Annotated in this window: 12 protein-coding genes; 3 read left to right on the top strand and 9 right to left on the bottom strand. The window is 69.4% G+C overall.

Annotation, left to right across the window (positions count from 1 at the left end; translation table 11 throughout):
• Positions 1-106: 106 nt before the first annotated feature.
• From ACZ7G3_RS24555 to ACZ7G3_RS24545, 3 genes are all read right to left on the bottom strand, one after another.
• Positions 107-853: an SAM-dependent methyltransferase gene (locus ACZ7G3_RS24555; protein ID WP_470928257.1), complete on the bottom strand. Its 747-nt coding sequence runs from the start codon at positions 851-853 to the stop codon at positions 107-109.
• A gap of 299 nt (positions 854-1,152) precedes the next feature.
• Positions 1,153-1,695 carry an MOSC domain-containing protein gene (locus ACZ7G3_RS24550; protein WP_470928256.1) on the bottom strand — a complete coding sequence of 181 codons (543 nt, stop codon included), beginning with the start codon at positions 1,693-1,695 and terminating at the stop codon, positions 1,153-1,155.
• A 313-nt stretch (positions 1,696-2,008) separates the two neighbouring features.
• Positions 2,009-3,013 carry a helix-turn-helix domain-containing protein gene (locus ACZ7G3_RS24545; protein ID WP_470928255.1) on the bottom strand — a complete coding sequence of 335 codons (1,005 nt, stop codon included), beginning with the start codon at positions 3,011-3,013 and terminating at the stop codon, positions 2,009-2,011.
• A 175-nt stretch (positions 3,014-3,188) separates the two neighbouring features.
• On the opposite strand from ACZ7G3_RS24545, the gene lanKC reads away from it, so the two are divergent.
• From lanKC to ACZ7G3_RS24530, 3 genes are all read left to right on the top strand, one after another.
• Complete coding sequence (lanKC, locus tag ACZ7G3_RS24540; protein WP_470928254.1) at positions 3,189-5,882, top strand: class III lanthionine synthetase LanKC; 2,694 nt, start codon at positions 3,189-3,191, stop codon at positions 5,880-5,882.
• A gap of 360 nt (positions 5,883-6,242) precedes the next feature.
• Positions 6,243-7,964 carry an ABC transporter ATP-binding protein gene (locus tag ACZ7G3_RS24535; protein ID WP_470928253.1) on the top strand — a complete coding sequence of 574 codons (1,722 nt, stop codon included), beginning with the start codon at positions 6,243-6,245 and terminating at the stop codon, positions 7,962-7,964.
• A gap of 11 nt (positions 7,965-7,975) precedes the next feature.
• Positions 7,976-9,964, top strand: coding sequence for an FAD/NAD(P)-binding protein (locus tag ACZ7G3_RS24530; protein WP_470928252.1), 1,989 nt, complete (start codon positions 7,976-7,978; stop codon positions 9,962-9,964).
• Positions 9,965-10,018: 54 nt separating this feature from the next.
• Here ACZ7G3_RS24530 and ACZ7G3_RS24525 read toward each other — a convergent pair whose 3' ends face one another.
• From ACZ7G3_RS24525 to ACZ7G3_RS24500, 6 genes are all read right to left on the bottom strand, one after another.
• A complete protein-coding gene (locus ACZ7G3_RS24525; RefSeq protein ID WP_470928251.1) occupies positions 10,019-11,464 on the bottom strand; it encodes an aldehyde dehydrogenase family protein in 1,446 nt (481 codons plus the stop codon).
• Positions 11,465-11,955: 491 nt separating this feature from the next.
• Entirely contained in the window at positions 11,956-12,747 is a 792-nt protein-coding gene (locus ACZ7G3_RS24520) for a VOC family protein (RefSeq protein WP_470928250.1), read from the bottom strand.
• A 369-nt stretch (positions 12,748-13,116) separates the two neighbouring features.
• Positions 13,117-13,473 (bottom strand): hypothetical protein, encoded by a 357-nt coding sequence (locus ACZ7G3_RS24515; RefSeq protein WP_470928249.1) that lies wholly within the window; start codon positions 13,471-13,473, stop codon positions 13,117-13,119.
• 9 nt (positions 13,474-13,482) lie between these two features.
• A complete protein-coding gene (locus ACZ7G3_RS24510; protein WP_470928248.1) occupies positions 13,483-14,136 on the bottom strand; it encodes a YceI family protein in 654 nt (217 codons plus the stop codon).
• A 236-nt stretch (positions 14,137-14,372) separates the two neighbouring features.
• Positions 14,373-15,287 (bottom strand): YceI family protein, encoded by a 915-nt coding sequence (locus tag ACZ7G3_RS24505; RefSeq protein ID WP_426599119.1) that lies wholly within the window; start codon positions 15,285-15,287, stop codon positions 14,373-14,375.
• A gap of 775 nt (positions 15,288-16,062) precedes the next feature.
• Positions 16,063-16,929 carry a GNAT family N-acetyltransferase gene (locus tag ACZ7G3_RS24500; protein ID WP_470928247.1) on the bottom strand — a complete coding sequence of 289 codons (867 nt, stop codon included), beginning with the start codon at positions 16,927-16,929 and terminating at the stop codon, positions 16,063-16,065.
• Positions 16,930-17,250 lie beyond the last annotated feature (321 nt).

Below are 17,250 nucleotides of genomic sequence, written 5' to 3'. Positions count from 1 at the left end.
CCCCCCCCCCCCCCCCCCCCCCCCCCCCCCCCCCCCCCCCCCCCCCCCCCCCCCCCCCCCCCCCCCCCCCCCCCCCCCCCCCCCCCCCCCCCCGCTGCCCTCAGTGTCAGCGGCTCATCAGCGCGAAGACGCCCCAGCCGAGGTACTCACGGCTGTACTGCACGTAGCGGGCGGGCCCGGTGGCGAGTTCGGTCCGCACCTCGGCGGCCAGCTCGTCATCGGGGTTCCGGTCGAGCCAGCGGCGGAGGTTGAGCCACTGCGCCGCCTGGTACCGGTCCCAGCTGTCCTGGTCGGCCAGCACGATCTCCACGACGTCGTACCCGAGGTCGCCGAAGTGCCCGAGCAGCTCCGGCAGCATCCGGAAGTCGGCTCTGCTGCCGGCGTGGCAGCCTTCGACGACGTCCTGAGTCGGCGGTGCCTGACGCCAGTACGGCTCGCCGATCAGCATGAGGCCGCCCGGGCGGAGGCTGCGGCCCAGCAGCTCGACGGTGCCGGCCACACCGTCGCCGATCCAGGTGGCGCCGATGCACGCGGCGAGATCGACCGGCTCGTCCGCGACGTAGCCGGAGGCATCGCCGTGGACGAAGTCGACCTGGTCGGCGACTCCGAGTTCGGCGGCGCGGACCCGGGCCTTCTCGGTGAACACCGTGCTGATGTCCACCCCCGTCCCCGTGACGCGGTGGTCGCGAGCCCAGGTACACAGCATTTCGCCCGTACCGCTGGCGAGGTCGAGCGCCCGCGTGCCCGGTGCCAGATGGAGCGCCTGGCCGAGCGTGGCGAGCTTGTCAGCGGTGAACGGGTTGTGGATGCGGTGACTGCTCTCGCGAATGGTCCAAATGCGTGGAAGATCCACAGGAGGGATTCCTTAGATTCGATGAGGTCCTGGCGTTCCTGGAGGGCGGCCGTCCGCAGTCGGCCACCACTGCTTGAACCGTCATCACATGCACCCCGCTCGGACGTCTCGATCTTGGACTCGTGCAACCTAGAGCTCTCCCGGGCGACGTGTCCACCGATTTCGTGCGGCGCTGCCGGCCACGCGCGCCCTCTGGACGCCGGTCGGTGGCCGGGCGACGTCCTCGTCCAGGACCCGGTGCTCGCGCTGTCGACGGGCAGGCGCGGCCGATGTCATGTCACGGTCTGCCCAGGAGGACGTCAGACCCGCTCCAGGGCCCGATGCGGCCCACTGGGAAGCTCCGCCCTGATCGCGTCGCCCGGGCGCACCGTGCCGCCTTCCTTCACGATGCTCATGATTCCGGCTTTGCGTACGATGTTCCCGGCCTCGTCACGGCCGACGACCTGCTTCAGGAGCCCATCCTGGAAGTTGTCGATCTGGAGGCAGGGATTCCGCAGGCCGGTCACCTCGAGGACTGCCTCGTCGCCGATGCGTAGCAGGGTGCCAACGGGCAGGCCGAGCAGATCGATGCCGCGGGTGGTGATGTTCTCGCCGAGCTCGCCGGGCGCCACCGGGAACCCTTCTTCCCCGACCTCGGCGAAGAGCTCCTCATGGATGAGGTGGACCTGCCGCAAGTTCGGCTGGGTGGGGTCCTGTGCGACGCGCGAGCGGTGCTTGACCGTCACACCGGCGTGTACGTCGCCCTCCACACCGAGCCCGGCGAGCAGTGTGATGCTGTCGCGGTTCGGCTTGGTGAACGAGTACTCGCCGTTGCTGCTGACCGCCGCCACTATCCCGCTCATGCCTCGGACCCCCTCCTCAGGAACAATGATCAGCCACGACCCTAACCTTCGGACCGCCGGGCGCGGCAGCCACCGTCAAACGCGGGTCAGGCCGTAGGTACTCGTTCCGGGCAGCTGAGCACCGCAGGACTCAATCCGGCGCGGAGGAACGGCCGTTCGGCGGCCCGACCGCTCCTCGAACCGTGCTGAGGGAGGGTCGGGCCCTGCACGCGAGATCGTCCCGGCCGAAATGAACAGAACCTGCAGCAGTTTGTGAACCCGTGCTTCCGTGCTTCCGTGCCAGTACGGACGAGGACGGCTGAGGGCCGGCCCCTCACGAGCCGCAGCGTTGCCTCGTACGCGCGAGCCGGAAGTCCGAGGGGGCGACCCCGTACGCCTTGCGGAAGGCGCGGCTGAAGTCAGCCGCGTGGCGGAAACCCCACCGGGCAGCGATAGCGCTGATGGGGTGCGTGGCCAGGTGAGGAGCGGTCAGGTCGTAGCATGCGCGTTCCAGTCGCTGCTGCCGTATCGAGGCGGCCACCGTGATGCCGCGCTGCTGGAAGAGGCGTTGGAGGTGACGGCGCGAGATGTGGTGTTCGGCGGCGATCTGCGCGGGAGTCAGCTCAGGATCCTCCAGATGCCGCTGGATGTAGTCCTGGACACGGATGAACAGGCTGCCGTGGGCCTCCTCCGACGTGGCGTCCTCGCGCGTGTGCGCACCGAGCACCCCGGCGAGGAGTTCCAGCAGAACGCCGGAGAGCCGGTGCGCCTGTGCGGCGGAGAAGCTGCCGGGGTGGCGTAGCAGATCGACGAGCAAGCGCGACAGTGTCAGGCCGAACACGTTGTGCTGCCGCAGGGGCGTGACCAACAGTGAGTCCATCAGGTCGGTCGGCAGCGGGACCAGTTCCTTGGGGATCTGGAGCCGCAGCGCCACCAGGGACGAGGTCACGCCATCGTGATGCTGGTGGGCGCGAGGGCCGCCGGCGTGGAACACATGGGGGCAGGAGGTGTCGGCCAGGAACATGTCGCCGGGTGTGAAGACCCTGGACCGGGCCGAGTTCCCCAGCTTCAGTTCGCCTTGCAGCGGGAGCACGAGGTGGTACTGGTCCGGGTCGACCGCTGCCCCGTGGAACGGCGTGCCCACCGCTGCCGCCGGCGGCTGGGCTAATCGGAGGAGTCTGAGGGCACCGAGGTCGAGCCTGTCGGCCAGCTCATGGAGGTGCTCGGGAGAGTCGATGGCCAGGTGGGACGGCCAGGGCATCAAGTCGATCTCGTCGCCCCACTGGTCGAACCGCTCGGCCGCGGGAAGCTCCTCGACTCTCAATCGCTCGGCTTGCATGCGGTTTACACCTTCCCCCGAATTGGTGGCGTAGACCAGGTGACTGTACCTGGCGCATACCGTCAAGGAGAAGTCCCGTTCTGCTAAGGACTACGTCTCGACGCCTTGGCAGACTCACTGACGTCACCGATGGAGGCAGTCCGGAATCTGCTGCTACGGAACGGGGGGTGATCCAATGGATCTCCGCTATCCGGCTTACTGCGTGGCCAACCCAAGATTTTACGAGACCCCGGAACGAGTGTCTCTGGATGAGGGTCGGGTGGACTATGGAAGCCACATTGAAACGCCGCCCGGATGGCGTCGCTCGGTCGAAGAGCAGTGGACCCGTATCCAGCCTCCGGCCGGAACGCCGAAACTTCCCGTGCAGGGCTGGAAGATACATGTTTCCAGCACTCCGGAGAATGCCGTCGAAACCTTGAAGAAGGTGGCCGACCACTGTTTCAGGCACACCCTTCACTTCAAGTTCCTTCCGCACTCCCTGGTCATGCAGGCGAGAAGCGCGAAGTACGCTCCCCGTGAAGCCAGCGGAAAGTTCATCACCGTCTACACCCGGAGCCCCGCGGAGCTGCGCAGAACGCTGGAGGACCTTGATCTGGAAATCGGCGGCTGGCCGGGACCGTACATCCTCAGCGACCTGCGCTGGAACGAGGGGCCGCTGTACGTCCGGTACGGGGCCTTCATGCTCCGGTTCGCCCACGTGGACGACGGCACCCAGGTCGCTGCGATCGAACGGCCCGACGGAGTGCTGGTGGCCGACCACCGCGAGCCGCGCTTCGTACTGCCCGAATGGGTCGAGGTTCCGGACTTCCTCGCGGAAACCGTCCATCCTCGAATGTCCGGCGAGCAGCCCTCGGAATTTCCGTACGACGTACTCGGAGTTCTTCATTTCTCCAACGGCGGCGGCGTCTACCGAGCCCGCCGACTCCGGGACGGAACGGAACTCGTCCTCAAGGAAGGCAGGCCCTATGCAGGGCTGGACCGCACCGGCGAGGACGCGACTGCGCGGCTGCGGACGGAGTACGCGGTCCTGTCCGATCTGCAGGGACTTCCCGGCATCCCGCAGGTCTTCGATTACCACACCCTCGGCGGGCACGATTTCATGGCCATGGAGCATGTCTACGGCCAGTCCTTGCAGAGCTGGGTCGCACAGAACTATCTCTTCCTTTCGGGAACCGGTGACGGAAATGAGACCCAGGAATACCGGGAATCGGTGGACGTCATCATGGATCAGCTGGAACAGGCGGTACGGAACGTCCACGAGAGGGGGTACGTGTTCAACGACTTGCACCCCGGTAACGTCATGATTGACGAGGATCTCAACATCTCGTTGATCGATTTCGAAGCCGTGCAACGGCAAAGCGATGCCGGTCCGCGGCCACTCGGCGTTCCCGGATTCGCCGCACCCGACTCCTTACGTGGATTTCAGGCCGATCGCTACTCGCTCAGCGCCATCCGCCTGTGCCTGTACTTTCCGCTGATCTCACTCCTCGCGCTCTGCCCGGCCAAGGCGGCCACGTTCATCGACACGGCCCGGGACCGTCTGGAGCTGGACGAGGACGTGGTGACGGAGCTGCGCCGTTCCCTGGCGGCTCCCGGCCCGGCCCAGTCAGGCCTGCGACCCGCCGACCCGGAGCTGGCCTTCACCACGGCGGCCGGCCCCTGGCACCTCCAGGAGAGAGCGCTCCAGGCGTCGATCCGCCGTACGGCCACACCGGACCGGCAGGACCGGCTCTTCCCGGGCGACATCAATCAGTTCTTCCACGGCGGCGGCGGAATCGCCTTCGGTGCCGCCGGGGTGATCGACGCCCTGCACACCGCGGGAGGCACCGAACTCGACCCCTACGTCGACTGGCTGGAGCACGACATCTTCACCAGCCGTGTCCCACGGCTGGGGCTGTACGACGGAGCGGCCGGAATCTGCCGGGTCCTGCACCGGATGGGCCGTACGGACACCGCGTTCGCGATCTACGACAAGGTGGCCGAGGAGAGCGCGGGGCTGTTCGGGACGAAGTTGTTCGACGGTCTGTCCGGAATCGGACTGACCAGCCTGGACTTCTATCGTCGCTCGGCGGAGCCCCGCTTCCTCGACCACGCCGTCCACGCCGCGGCCGTCGTCGAGGAGGCCGTCGACTCCGGCAGGTTCGCCGTGGGTGCGGGCTCCCTCTCCGCCGACTCGCTGCTCAGGGACCGGAACGGAAACGCCGTCGAGAACTTCTGGGGCGGACTGCTGTACGGCTGGTCGGGACTGGCTCTCTTCATGATCCGGGTGTACGAGGTCACCGGCGAACAACGCTGGCGACGAGCGGCCGTTACCGCCCTCCACCGGGACCTGGACGAATGCGACGCCATGCCGGACGGCACCCTCCAGGTCAAGAACGGAGCCCGGGTGCTGCCCTATCTCGCGACGGGCAGCGCGGGTGTGGCCATGGTGGGTGACCTGCTCCTGCATCACGTGAGCGATGAGCGCATCGAGGGTGCCCTGCCGGAGCTGAGCCTCGCCTGTGTCACCGAGTTCAGCATCGGCGCGGGACTGTTCAACGGGAGAGCCGGGCTGATCGGCGCGCTGCACCAGGTGAAGCACCGCCTCGACTGGCCCGATGCGGACAAGCGCGTCGACGAGGGCGTGGCGTCCCTCAACCTCCACGCGCTGTGCGACGAGTTCGGCCTCGTCTTCCCCGGTGAGCAGAATCTCCGCGCCTCCACAGACCTGGGTACGGGATCGGCCGGCGTGCTCCAGCTCATCAACGTACTCGCGGGGAGGACCAGCGAACTGCTGCCGTTCCTCGGCCCAGAGCCGTGGACGCCTCCCCACCGTGACCCCTCGGCCACCGCGGCCGGCGCCGGAATCACCACCTCCGGGCAGCGCTGACTGCACCTCGCGGCCCTTGCCGCACACGGCCGAGAGCACCGCAGTTCGATCAGGGAGGGAGGTGAACATCATGGCGAACTTCGTACTGGGGCTTCAGGGAATGGAGTCCGAGGCGAACAACCAGGACGTCCTCGCGAGCAGCTGGACGTCGGTCTGCTGCAAGTGCAGCTGGGTCAGCACGAGCTGCTGACCCGACTCGGCCGCGTCGGGGGCGGGCCCACTGGCTCCGAGCCCTCGGCGTGGCCGGCCGGGACTTCGGTGGAACGTACGAGAGAGCGGGTGGAGCGCCATGCCCTTCCTTCCGGAAGGACGACGATGAAGCAGGCCGGACGGGTGAGAACTCGTGATCTCGTGCGCTACATGCGTGGGCACGCGCTCGCCATGTCCCTCGCGGCGGTGCTCTCCCTCGTCGCCGCCGGCGGGACGCTCCTCCAGCCCGTGCTGGTGCGGTCGGTCATCGACGCCATCTCCGCGTCGCGGTCGACCATGGCTTCCACGGTCGCGCTGGTCTCGCTGCTGGTGGGAGCGGCCGTGATCAACGGGTTCCGGGACTACATGCTGCGGCGCGTCGGTGAGGGCGTCGTGCTGCGGATACGAGAGCGGCTCGCGGGGCATGTGCTGAGGCTCCCCGTCGCCGAGTACGACAGCCGCCGTACCGGGGATCTGCTCTCCCGCATCGGGGCGGACAGCTCGATGCTGCGGTCCGTCGTCACCTCGGGGTTGTTCGAGATCTTCACCGGGACGCTGATGATCATTGGCGCGGCGGTCGCCGCGTTCCTGGTCGACCCTCTGCTGTTCGCGGTCACCGCGGGGGGCCTCGTCGCCGGTTTCGCGGGAGCAGCGGTGATCGCGCACCGTACTCGCCCGGCTTCCGAGCAGGCCCAGGTGCTGCTCGGAGAAATGACGTCCGGACTGGAGCGCGCGATCGGCGGCGTACGGACGATCCGCGCCGCGCGGGCGGAGCAGCGGGAGACCGAGGCGATCGCGCACAGCGCCCGCCGTGCTTACGGGATGGGGCTGCGGCTCGCCCGACTGCAGGCGCTCACACTGCCCGTGGCGCACATCGCGACGCAGGGAGTGTTCCTGCTGGTCCTGGGTGTGGGAGGTGCCAGGGTTGCCTCCGGCGGGCTTTCGGTCGGTGACCTGGTGGCGTTCGTGCTGTTCCTGTTCTTCCTGATCATGCCGGTAGGTCAGCTCATCGGCGCCTACTCGCAGTTGCAGACCGGTCTCGGTGCGCTGCAACGCATCGAGGACGTGCTGCGCGTGCCGACCGAGACGGACGCGGACGTCGTAGGCGTTCAGCCGCCGCGAGAGGACGGAAGGGCTGCTGCGCTCTTCGGCGTCGGTTCCGTCCCCGCGCTCGCCTTCGACCGTGTGACGTTCGGTTACGGAAAGGGCGAGACGGTCGTGGAGGACATCAGCTTCACCGTCCCTACGGGCACCCGCACGGCCCTGGTCGGCCCGTCGGGCGCCGGCAAGTCGACCCTGCTGGCGCTGGCCGAGCGCTTCTACGACGTACGGTCCGGCGCGATACGGCTGCACGGGGCCGACATCCGCGAGGTGTCGCGCGACGAACTGCGCAGTCGGCTCGGCTACGTGGAGCAGGAGGCACCGATTCTCGCCGGAACCCTCCGGGAGAACCTGTGCCTGTCCGCGCCGGGCATGTCCGACGACGACCTGACAGCCGTCCTGCGCAGCGTCAACCTCGACGGGATCGTGAAGCGGTCTCCGCTCGGACTGGACGCGCAGGTGGGCGAAGGCGGCGTCCTGCTGTCCGGCGGTGAACGCCAGCGCCTGGCCATAGCGCGTACGCTCCTCGCCGCGCCTCCGATCCTGCTGCTGGACGAGCCGACCAGCAATCTCGACGCCAAGAACGAGCAGGCGTTCCGCGCGGCGATCGACGCCGTCCCCACCGGCCACACGCTGCTGATCGTCGCCCATCGACTCGCCACCGTGGTCGACGCCGACCAGATCGTCGTCGTCGACCGCGGAAGGGTGGTCGGCGCGGGTACCCACGGCGAGCTCATCGAGTCCAGCACGCTCTACCGCGACCTGGCCTCCCATCAACTGCTCGTGGCCTGAAGGGAGGACCGATGAGCGAGATCCGCCGCGCCACCGGAGCCGACGACAGCGGCCCGGACCCGTACCGGGCGAAGAATCCGAGCATCGCGGTCGTCGGATGCGGACCACGCGGGACATCCGTACTCGAACGCATCGCCGCCAACATGCATCTCCTCGCCCCTGACGAACGCCTGGACATCCACGTCATCGACCCGTATCCAGCCGGTGCCGGACGGGTATGGCGCCACGACCAGTCCCCGCTGCTCTGGTCGAACACCCGGGCCGACGAGTGCACGCTCTTCACCGACGACACGGTCACCTGCCAGGGCCCTGCCGTCGAAGGCCCCACGCTGGAACAGTGGGCGCGGGATCTCGCCGCGGGACGTCTTCCCCTTCCGCCGGGCTACCAGCCGGCCCCAGGGGTGCGGGAGGAGGCCGCGCGCGTCCACGCCGGCTGGTTCGCCACACGGCAGCTCACGGGTGACTACCTCGCCTGGTCCTTCTGGCGGACCGCCGCTGCCGTGGCGTCCCGAGCCCGCGTCCGGACGCATCAGGCGCTCGCTGTGTCCCTGGGCGATCTGCCTGACGGCCGTCAGCGCATTCGACTCGACGACGGCGAGACCGTCGACGTGGACCTGGTGATCCTGGCGCAGGGCCACTTCCAGGTGAAACCGCAGGGTCCGGAGCCCCGGCTCGCCCAGCACGCGGCGGCCCACCGCCTCACCTACCAGCCGACGGCCTACACCTCCGACATCTCACTGGACGCGTTCCCCGCGGGCGAGCCCGTACTGATGCGCGGATTCGGGCTCACCTTCATCGACATCATGGTGCTCCTCACCGAGGGACGCGGCGGCCGCTTCCGGCGGGAGCCGTCGGGCGAGTTGTGCTACCTGCCGTCGGGCCGTGAACCCACGCTGTACGTGGGCTCACGCCGAGGTGTGCCGTACCGCTCGAAGTTCGCCTACGTCCTGCCGGGGCCGCCGCCCCGTATACCCCGCTACTTCTCCCCCGCCGACTTCGCCGACCACTCCCTGGATTTCTCCTCCGACCTGTGGCCCGCCCTCGCACGGGAACTGACCGTGGCCGGATACCGGGAGCTGGCCCACTCCCATCCCCACCGCCTCGGAGTCGACGCCGGGGAGTTCCTCGACCGGTTGGACGCCGCGCAGTGGCAGAGCCCTGAGTTCAAGGACCTGATCGAGCAGGCGGTGCCCGACAGCCGTGACCACATCGATGTCGACGGGCTGGACAGACCGCTGGCGACCCGCCGCTTCTCCGAGCCTGCGGCCCTGCGCACGTGGATGCTGAACTACCTCGCCGACGACCTGGAGCGAGGGCGGAACCCGCGGTACAGCGCTCATCTGGCCGTCTACCACGCCATCTTCTCGATCTCGCAGGCGCTGTGGGCCGTGGTCCAGCGGGGAGAGGTCGAGCCCGGCAGTGGAAGCCACAGCATGACGGCATTCTTCGACTTCTGCCGGTTCCGTACCAGCGGCCCGCCGGGACCACGTCTCGAACAGCTGCTGGCCCTCGCCCGAGCGGGCGTGGTCGACTTCGTCGGCGCGAACATGAAGGTGACCTGCCGAGGCGGCGTGTTCGAGGCGCGCACCAGCAGTCTGGACAGGGTCGTACAGGCCCGGGCTCTGATCGAGGCGCGCTTGCCGGGACGCGCTCTCACGCGCGTGGCCGACCCCCTGCTCCTCCACCTCATCGGCGAGCGTGCGGTCAGGGAACAAGTGCAGACCGACCCCACCACCGGCCGGCGGCAGCCCACGGGCCTCATCGACACACTGCGTGCCCGCCCACTGGGGCTCGACGGCTCTCCGCACCCGAGACGCTTCGTCACCAGCCCGGGCGACTTCCCCCGGCCGCAGACCAACGACCCGTTCCTGCACCAGAGCGACGCGGTGGCCAGGGAGGCGCTCCAGGCACTTGCCGAGGCGCACAGCGGTTCCTTCGGTCAGGCTTCGGCGCCGTCTCCGATCCCACCTGCGCACGGTACTGCCCGACACCCGTCATGAGCGCGCCTGCGGCATCGGCTCGTGGGCGGCCGGGCCGGGACACGCCTGCCGGGGTCAGAGGCTGATCACCCCGGTGCGCGTGTCGGTCATGTCCATCAGGGTCCACTTGCCGCCGATGCGGCCCCAGCCGGTGCCACGGGAACCGGCGCCGCCGAACGGCATGTTGATGTCCCACCAGTTGTTGGACTCGTTGACGAGGACCTGGCCGACCTCCATCTCCTCCATGAAGCGGAACGCGGAGGTCATACTGCGGGTGAAGACGGCCCCCTGGAGACCGAGGGCGTCGTCGTTGGCGATGCGCAGCAGGTCGTCCTCGTCGCGGCCGGTGATGATCGGGACGACCGGGCCGAAGGACTCCTCCTTGGACAGCAGGCTGTCCTCGGGGACGCCGTCGACCACCGTGAACTCGTAGTAGAGGTCGGTGGGCATGCCCCCGCGGCGCCGGCCGCCGGTGAGGATCCGCGCGCCGCGGGCACGGGCGTCCTGGATGTGGCGGTCCATCTTGGCCGCGACGCCCTCGTTGTTGAGGGGGCCGAGGACGGTCTTGTCGTCGAGGGGGTCGCCGAGGTGGACGCGCTCGGCCTCGCGCAGGACGGCCTCGACGAACGCGTCGTGGACGTCGGTGTGCACGACGACGCGCTCGGTGGCGCAGCAGACCTGTCCGGCGCAGGGGTAGGCACCGTCGACCGCGGCCTTGGCGGCGGCCTCGACGTCGGCGTCGGCGAGGACGACCAGAGGGCCGTTGCCGGAGCACTCCATCAGCGACCGCTTCAGCCCGGCCGCGGACTGGATCTTCGCGCCGGTGGCGGAGGAGCCGATGAAACCGATGGCATGGATGCCGGGGTGGCGGACGAGGGCGTCACCGAAGGCGCCGTCGCCGGGCAGGACACTCACCAGGCCCTCGGGGACCCCGGCGGCGGTGAGGGCCTCCATGGCCTTGAGCACGGTCAGTGGTGTGTTCGTCGGGGGCTTGACCACCAGTGCGTTGCCCGTGGCCAGGCCCGGGGCGGCGAACTCGGTGAACATCAGCAGCGGGAAGTTCCAGGGCGTGATGACCGCCCAGGTGCCCACCGGACGGTGGAAGGTGAACATCCGCTTGGAGGCGTCGCGAGAGGGCAGCGTCTCGCCGTGCAGGCGGACCGCGTCCTCGGCGTGCAGGCGGAACAGCTCGGCGGCCTCCGTCACGTCGGCGACCGACTCCGCCAGCGGCTTGCCCTGCTCCAGCGTCTGCAGCCGGGCGAGGTCGTCACGGCGCCGGTCGATCTCGTCCGCGATCCGGCGGCACAGCGCCGCGCGCTCCCAGACGTTGACCTTGGCCCACTCGGCCTGGGCGGCGTGTGCGGCGGAGACGGCCGCGTCCAGGTCGGCCGCCACGGGCAGCGGGACCGTGCCGACGTGCTCGCCGGTGGCAGGGCTGATCACGTCGCAGGTGTCGCTGCCGGCCCCGTCACTGAAGACGCCGCCGATGAACAACTGCTGGGACAGGGGAGGGACGGCCATGGCCATAGAAGGGGTCCTCTCAGCGCGACGGACGTTGCGGCAGATCAAACGTCAGCGCCTTTTGGCAGTCAAGACACGCGATACGGCCACGTTCGTCATCGCCGATCGCCTGTGCGGCAGCCTTGACACCAGGTTCTTGCCGGTTCCACAGGCCGGCGTGCCGCTGGTGGTCGAGTCCCGATGCTGTGGCCAAGGCCGGGGCTCCACCTCATTCCACCGCCGCGGATCCCGCATGGCCCGGGATCGCGAAGCGTGCACTGTGACGGCTCAGCCCACCGCCGGACCGCCTCGGGTGGCAGCCCGGGAAGGCCGGGTCCGCGCGGCTTCACCAAGCGTTCGACGCGCCCGTGTCGAAGAACGCCGCACCGACCACGCCGGCCGGCCCCCGGTGATCCCCCAGCGTGCGGTCACGCCGCGGGTGATCGGCCGCTACGACAGCGGCGATCAGCGGATCACCCTGGAGTGGGTCACCGGCCCGGCGAGTGGTCCGGTCACGCCTGGGCCGGCGCGAGCACCACGAAGTCCGCGTTCGACGGATCGACGCACACGGCCAGCCGGCCGATGCCCTCCGCGTCCTCCGGACCCATCTGTACGCTGCCGCCGTGCTCGGTGACCGCGGCGACTGCGCCGTCGCAGTCGGTGACGGCGAAGACCGGGTGCCAGTACGATCGCCCGTTCGCCAGGGCGAGGTCCTGCTCGCGGACCTCCATGAGGCCGCCGTGCATGCGCTCCTCGGGGAGGCCGGCGGGAGTGATGAGAGAGTACGTGCCCCCGCCGCCCGGCAGTTCCATGTCGCCGAACCGCCAGCCGAGGACACCGCCGTAGAACTCCTTGGCCGCCGCCGCGTCGCTCGTGTACAGCTCGGTCCAGGACAGCGAGCCGGGTTCGTCCACCAGTTCGAGGCCTTTGTTCGTGCCCGGCTGCCATACGGCGAACTGGCCACCCGAAGGGTCGCTGTACTGGGCCATCCGCCCCCAGTCGTCGAGGTCCGTCGGCGCCACGCGCACCGTTCCGCCCGCGCTCCGCACGGCCTGGGTCGTGGCGTCCGCGTCGGAGACGCAGTAGTAGATCATCCAGGCGGAGCGCGCGCCCTCTTCGGTGAGCTTGCCGAGCCCGGCGACGGTCTTGCCGTCCCTGCGGAACATGCCGCCTTCCCCGTCCTGTCCCATGGACTCGTAGTCCCAGCCGAGCACGGCGCTGTAGAAGGCCGCGGCGCCGCCGACGTCGGGGGTGCCGAGGTCGAGCCAGCAGGGTGAGCCCGGGACGAACTCGTTGGTGATCACGGCGATTCCCTTTCGCAGGTCCTGTGTGAACTCAGCGTGACACCTCTCGCTGACACTTGCCCGTTGTCCTGGGCCGCCCTGTGGCCCTCACCCCCACCGCGCGGACTCCGCGTCTCGTCCGTTTCCTTCGCGCCGACGCGGCGCCACCTCGGGAGGGGAGGGGCGCGCCGCTTCCAGGATGTGCGGGCAGCTCCGGTCACGCCCAGGGGGTCCTGGCGGCGACGGTGGGGGCCGGGCCGCGCGGCCGGTAGACGGCGAAGCCCAGGCTGGTGGTGGCTTCGGTCCGACCGGGCGGAGTGACGCCCGGGGCGAAGCGGCGGTCGAGGTACGGGTGAGATTGCGGGGAGAGCAGGACCCGTCCACCGCCGTTCAGGGTGCGGGCGAGGTCGTCGTCGGTGGGGCGAAGCCGTCCGCGGTCGTGCCGACCGCCTCGTCGCCGCCGATGGGCGCATAGGAGCCATCGGTCAGCCCGCGCGTGTCGGTGAGGACGGTGGTCACGAGGGAACGGATGCCGGGGTCGGCGAGGTCGAGCGGCGGCGCGTACGGGGAACGGCCGTTCAGTCCTTCCGGCGCGGCTGCGGCCGACAGGCCCGGCACGGCTCTCGCAGGGCGGCGCAGTGCCGGGCAGGTGGATCTCGGGAACGACCAGGTGGGTCCTGCGGTCCACCGCTCCGCGGCCGCGTCCTCGGCGGAGGGGCCGGCGGCCGGCCGGCCCGAGCGGCACACCAAGGCCCTCTATGACATCGACCGGACCGCGGAGATGTCGAACTGGAGTCGGACCTTCTCACTCACCATGGTGCCGCCCGCCTTCAAGCGCTGGTTGTAGACCAGGCCCCAGTCCCTGCGGTCGATGGTGGTGGTGCCGTCGAAGCCGGCTCGTTCGAAGCCGAACGGGTCCAGGACCGAACCGAGGTAGTCGAGTTGCAGGTCGACGGGCCGGGTGACGTCGCGGATGGTCAGGTCCCCGGTCATGCGGAAGCTCTCTCCGCCCTCGTGGAGGGTGGAGGTACTGCGGAAGGTCATCTCCGGGTAGCGGCGCACGTCGAAGAAGTCGCGGCCGACGAGGTGCGCGTCCCGTTGTTCCACACCGGTGTCGACGCTGGCGACCCGGATGACGAGGTCGGCCCGCGACTGCGAGGGCCGGGCTCCGTCGAAGTACAACGTGCTGTCGTAGTCGGCGAAAGATCCCCGCACCGTGGTGACCATCGCGTGCCGGACGGAGAATCCGATGCGGCTGTGGGGTCGGTCGATGATCCATCGCCCGGTCAGTGCGCGAAGTGCCGGGTCGAGCGCGGCACCCACGGTCGCGGTCTCCGGGACGGAGGTGCCGGTGTCGACGGCCGGGGCCGGCTCGATGACGTCGGTCTGGCGACGGCTGAAGATACCCATGATCGTGAGCCCTTTCCCATCTGATTGCTCCGTGCTGTCACGGTGTCGCCGGGCAGGCCTCACAAGACGGGTGGCCTCGTCCGGGTGCTTCCATGCGGTCGACTGCAAAGCTGCACAAGATCAACACGATGTGGGGGGTGCGCTGCCGGATGACGCCCGATCCGCACCCTCGACGCCGGGAAGGCGCCTGGTGTGGGCCGCGGCCCACGCCAGGCGCGTCTCCCCTTTTCGAGTGGCTAGTCCGGCGGCGTAGGCGTGTCGTGGGTGCGGTACATCGCCTGTACGTCCAGTTCCAGTTGGACGGTCGGACCGACGACTGCGATACCTCGGGCCAGCATGGAGCGCCAGTTGAGGGTGAAGTCCTCCCGGTGGAGTTCCGCCTTCGCGAGGGCCGCGCAGCGCAGCTCCTGGTCGTAACCCCCGTTGACCGTCCCGAGATAGGTGGTGTCGAGGCCGACGGACCTGCTGGTGCCGTGCATGGTGAGTGTGCCGTGCAGGGTCCACTTGGAGCCGCCGCGGTGGGAGAACCGGGTACTGGTGAAGTCGATGTACGGGTAGCGTTCGACGTCCAGGAAGTCGGCGGAACGCAGGTGGTTGTCACGGGTGTTGTTGCCCGTGGTGATGCTGGCGGCGTCGATGCGCACCGACACGTGCGAGTCGGCCATGTTCGGTGCGACGCGGATACCGCCCTGGAAGCGGGTGAACCGGCCATGGACGTGGGCCATGCCCACATGCTTGGCGATGAACCGGATCGCGGTGTGCGGAGGGTCGAACAGCCATGTTCCGGCTGTCGGAAGTTCCAGCCGGCGTGCGGGCTGGAGCTCGACACGAACCGGGGGCAGAGCCACCCCGGCGGCGATGTCGAGATCCTCGCGGGCGGGTGACAGGCTCTCGGCCACGGTCATCACGCTGTAGGCGCCCGGTGGGAGCGTCGCTATGAAGTAGCCGTGAGGGTCCGTGGTGCCACGCGTCACCACCCGGTGGCTGTCCGGCGAGGTCACGGTGACCTCGGCTCCGCCTATGGGCTGCCCCATGGGATCGACGACCTCGAAGCCGAAGGCCCCGGCATCAGGCGGCAGGGGGACCGAGAGGCTCGGTCCGGCACCGGAGGTGCCACGGGAACGCCGACGGCGGAGCAGCCCGAGGGCCATGGAGTTCACCTTTCCTCACATTCGTCACCGTCGCACGACCCGCTCAGCCAACTGCGTTCGCGGTCGCCAAGTTTCATCGACGACAGGAGGGCGGGCGCGGAGACAGCACTTCGTTGACGATCATAAAGCCGGTCGCGTGCGGGTAACTCGCCACCGCCTACGAGCTGTACCGACCCTCCGTCGATGGATGTGGGGTCGCAAATCAGTACATCAACCGGCCATAACACCACACCTCGACTTCGCTTCTTTGCAGCAATGCCGTGGTGAAGGACACAGAAAGGGACCACTATGTTCACCAGCGATCTGCGGTTTCACCACCGGCCCGACACAGGTGAACGAGCAGCGCTTCCCTGGCAGAAGGTCAGAAGGTCAGAAGGTCCAGGAGTTCAGGGATCCCGGCGTCGCGGCAGGGGCGCCGGCAGCCAGGCCACGAATCGGTGGTCCACATATCCGGCGGAGACGGCACCGCAGTCGGTCACCGCTCCGGCCCGGCCTCGGACCAGGATGTTCGCGGGGGTGGCGGCCGCAGACGGCGAGCCGTTCCGCCCGGGCGCGGCGGGGCGCTGACGGCCTACGACGTCGTCGGCGGCGCGGCGGGCGTGTCCGGCCGGCCGTCCAGGTACGGCAGTTGAGCCGTCGCTTTCGCAGCGCGCCCGGCGACCCTCCGCCCGTCATCAGAGAGGGCAACGGTTCCGGCTTCGAGCGTTGACGGGGAACTCACGCATCGGCAGCCGAAGTCGCGCGACCACTGACGGGGCATCATTGGCGCGGGACACTAGGCTTGCCGGTGTCGGTCCCGTACCTCGTCACGTTGCTGGAAGCCGGCTGACTTGTAGGTGGCGACGGCGCCGACGTTGGAGCTCGGGGTGCAGACGATCGCGCTGGATGAGCCCCGTTCCCGAAGGGCGGCCGCCGCAGCGACGCTGATCGCCTCGCCGTAGCCTTGACGGCGGTGTTCCCGGTGTACCCCCATCGGCTCGAGCAGCCCGGGTCTGCCGGGACCGGCCGACCAGACCGTCACCGCCGCCACCGCGTTGCCTCGGTCGTCGTACGCGACGAGACACCGGGCGTCGGCGTACGGCAGGCCGGCCGCCATCGCGTGCCAGTGCTCGTGGGTGAATCCCGACCCGTCGAACGCCGACCGATGGACGGCGGTGAACACGTGCGCCTGCTCCGGTCCGATCACCTCGATCCGCACGGCCGGGTCGTTCACCGGCTTCGTGAGGTCTCGGCGCAGCGGCGTCCACGGCTCGTCGGTGTCCCAGCCCTCCTCGGACAGCAGATCCTGGACCAGGGCGCCCTTCGGTGCCTCGATGTTCGCCTTCCCCTCGGGCAGCACGCCGCGCTCCGGCTCGGTCACGTCTGCGACCAACTGCCGCGCCAGTTCCTCGTCCAGCTGAGCGTCTGGCGCGATCGTCAGCCGGAGCAGCCCCGGACCGTCCAGCAGCCCGACGGCGAGGATCTGTCCGCCTCGGCTCCAGGTCCTGACCGCCGCGGCGGTCGCTTCCGCTCCCCACCTCCAGAACCATCCCAGGTCCCCCGGATGCAGTTGCATCGGTGCCCCCTCGTGCTGCCATTCCCGCAGCACGCCCACAGCCTCGCCCAGCCCGTCGACTCCCGGCTCGCTCAACACAATGGCCATGCCCCCGATCAGACACCATCGGGTCGGCGGTCCGCACCCGGTTTCCGAACGGACGGCGTGGACTGCCGGCCGTGTGCGTGGCGCCCTCGCTCACAGGAACCTCGAAGTCACTGCCCGGACGGCCCGCCCGTACCTCACGGTCTGCTCCGGGCAGCGGACCGCCGCCTCGCGCAGGACCGCCACCTCGGCTTCATCGGACCGCAGGGACCACCGCTTCGAGCGGGCGGTGAAGACGACCGGGCCGGTGACCGCGGCCGGCGGGCCGGCATCAGCCTCATGCGGCCGGAGCGCCGACGGGCGGTCGCCGCGCCGTGAACCCGC

It is taken from the genome of Streptomyces sp. NPDC037271, from assembly GCF_055603605.1.
The sequence above is the reverse complement of the archived record's forward strand: the minus strand, read 5'-3'. Positions and strand labels throughout refer to the sequence as shown.

What these genes read in the sequence shown, in the direction of transcription:
- ACZ7G3_RS24550 (WP_470928256.1), bottom strand. Translation starts at nt 1,695, where the DNA reads ATGAGCGGGATAGTGGCGGCGGTCAGCAGCAACGGCGAGTACTCGTTC.
- ACZ7G3_RS24545 (WP_470928255.1), bottom strand. Translation starts at nt 3,013, where the DNA reads ATGCAAGCCGAGCGATTGAGAGTCGAGGAGCTTCCCGCGGCCGAGCGG.
- lanKC (WP_470928254.1), top strand. Translation starts at nt 3,189, where the DNA reads ATGGATCTCCGCTATCCGGCTTACTGCGTGGCCAACCCAAGATTTTAC.
- ACZ7G3_RS24535 (WP_470928253.1), top strand. Translation starts at nt 6,243, where the DNA reads ATGCGTGGGCACGCGCTCGCCATGTCCCTCGCGGCGGTGCTCTCCCTC.
- ACZ7G3_RS24530 (WP_470928252.1), top strand. Translation starts at nt 7,976, where the DNA reads ATGAGCGAGATCCGCCGCGCCACCGGAGCCGACGACAGCGGCCCGGAC.
- ACZ7G3_RS24525 (WP_470928251.1), bottom strand. Translation starts at nt 11,464, where the DNA reads ATGGCCGTCCCTCCCCTGTCCCAGCAGTTGTTCATCGGCGGCGTCTTC.
- ACZ7G3_RS24510 (WP_470928248.1), bottom strand. Translation starts at nt 14,136, where the DNA reads ATGGGTATCTTCAGCCGTCGCCAGACCGACGTCATCGAGCCGGCCCCG.
- ACZ7G3_RS24505 (WP_426599119.1), bottom strand. Translation starts at nt 15,287, where the DNA reads ATGGCCCTCGGGCTGCTCCGCCGTCGGCGTTCCCGTGGCACCTCCGGT.
- ACZ7G3_RS24500 (WP_470928247.1), bottom strand. Translation starts at nt 16,929, where the DNA reads ATGGCCATTGTGTTGAGCGAGCCGGGAGTCGACGGGCTGGGCGAGGCT.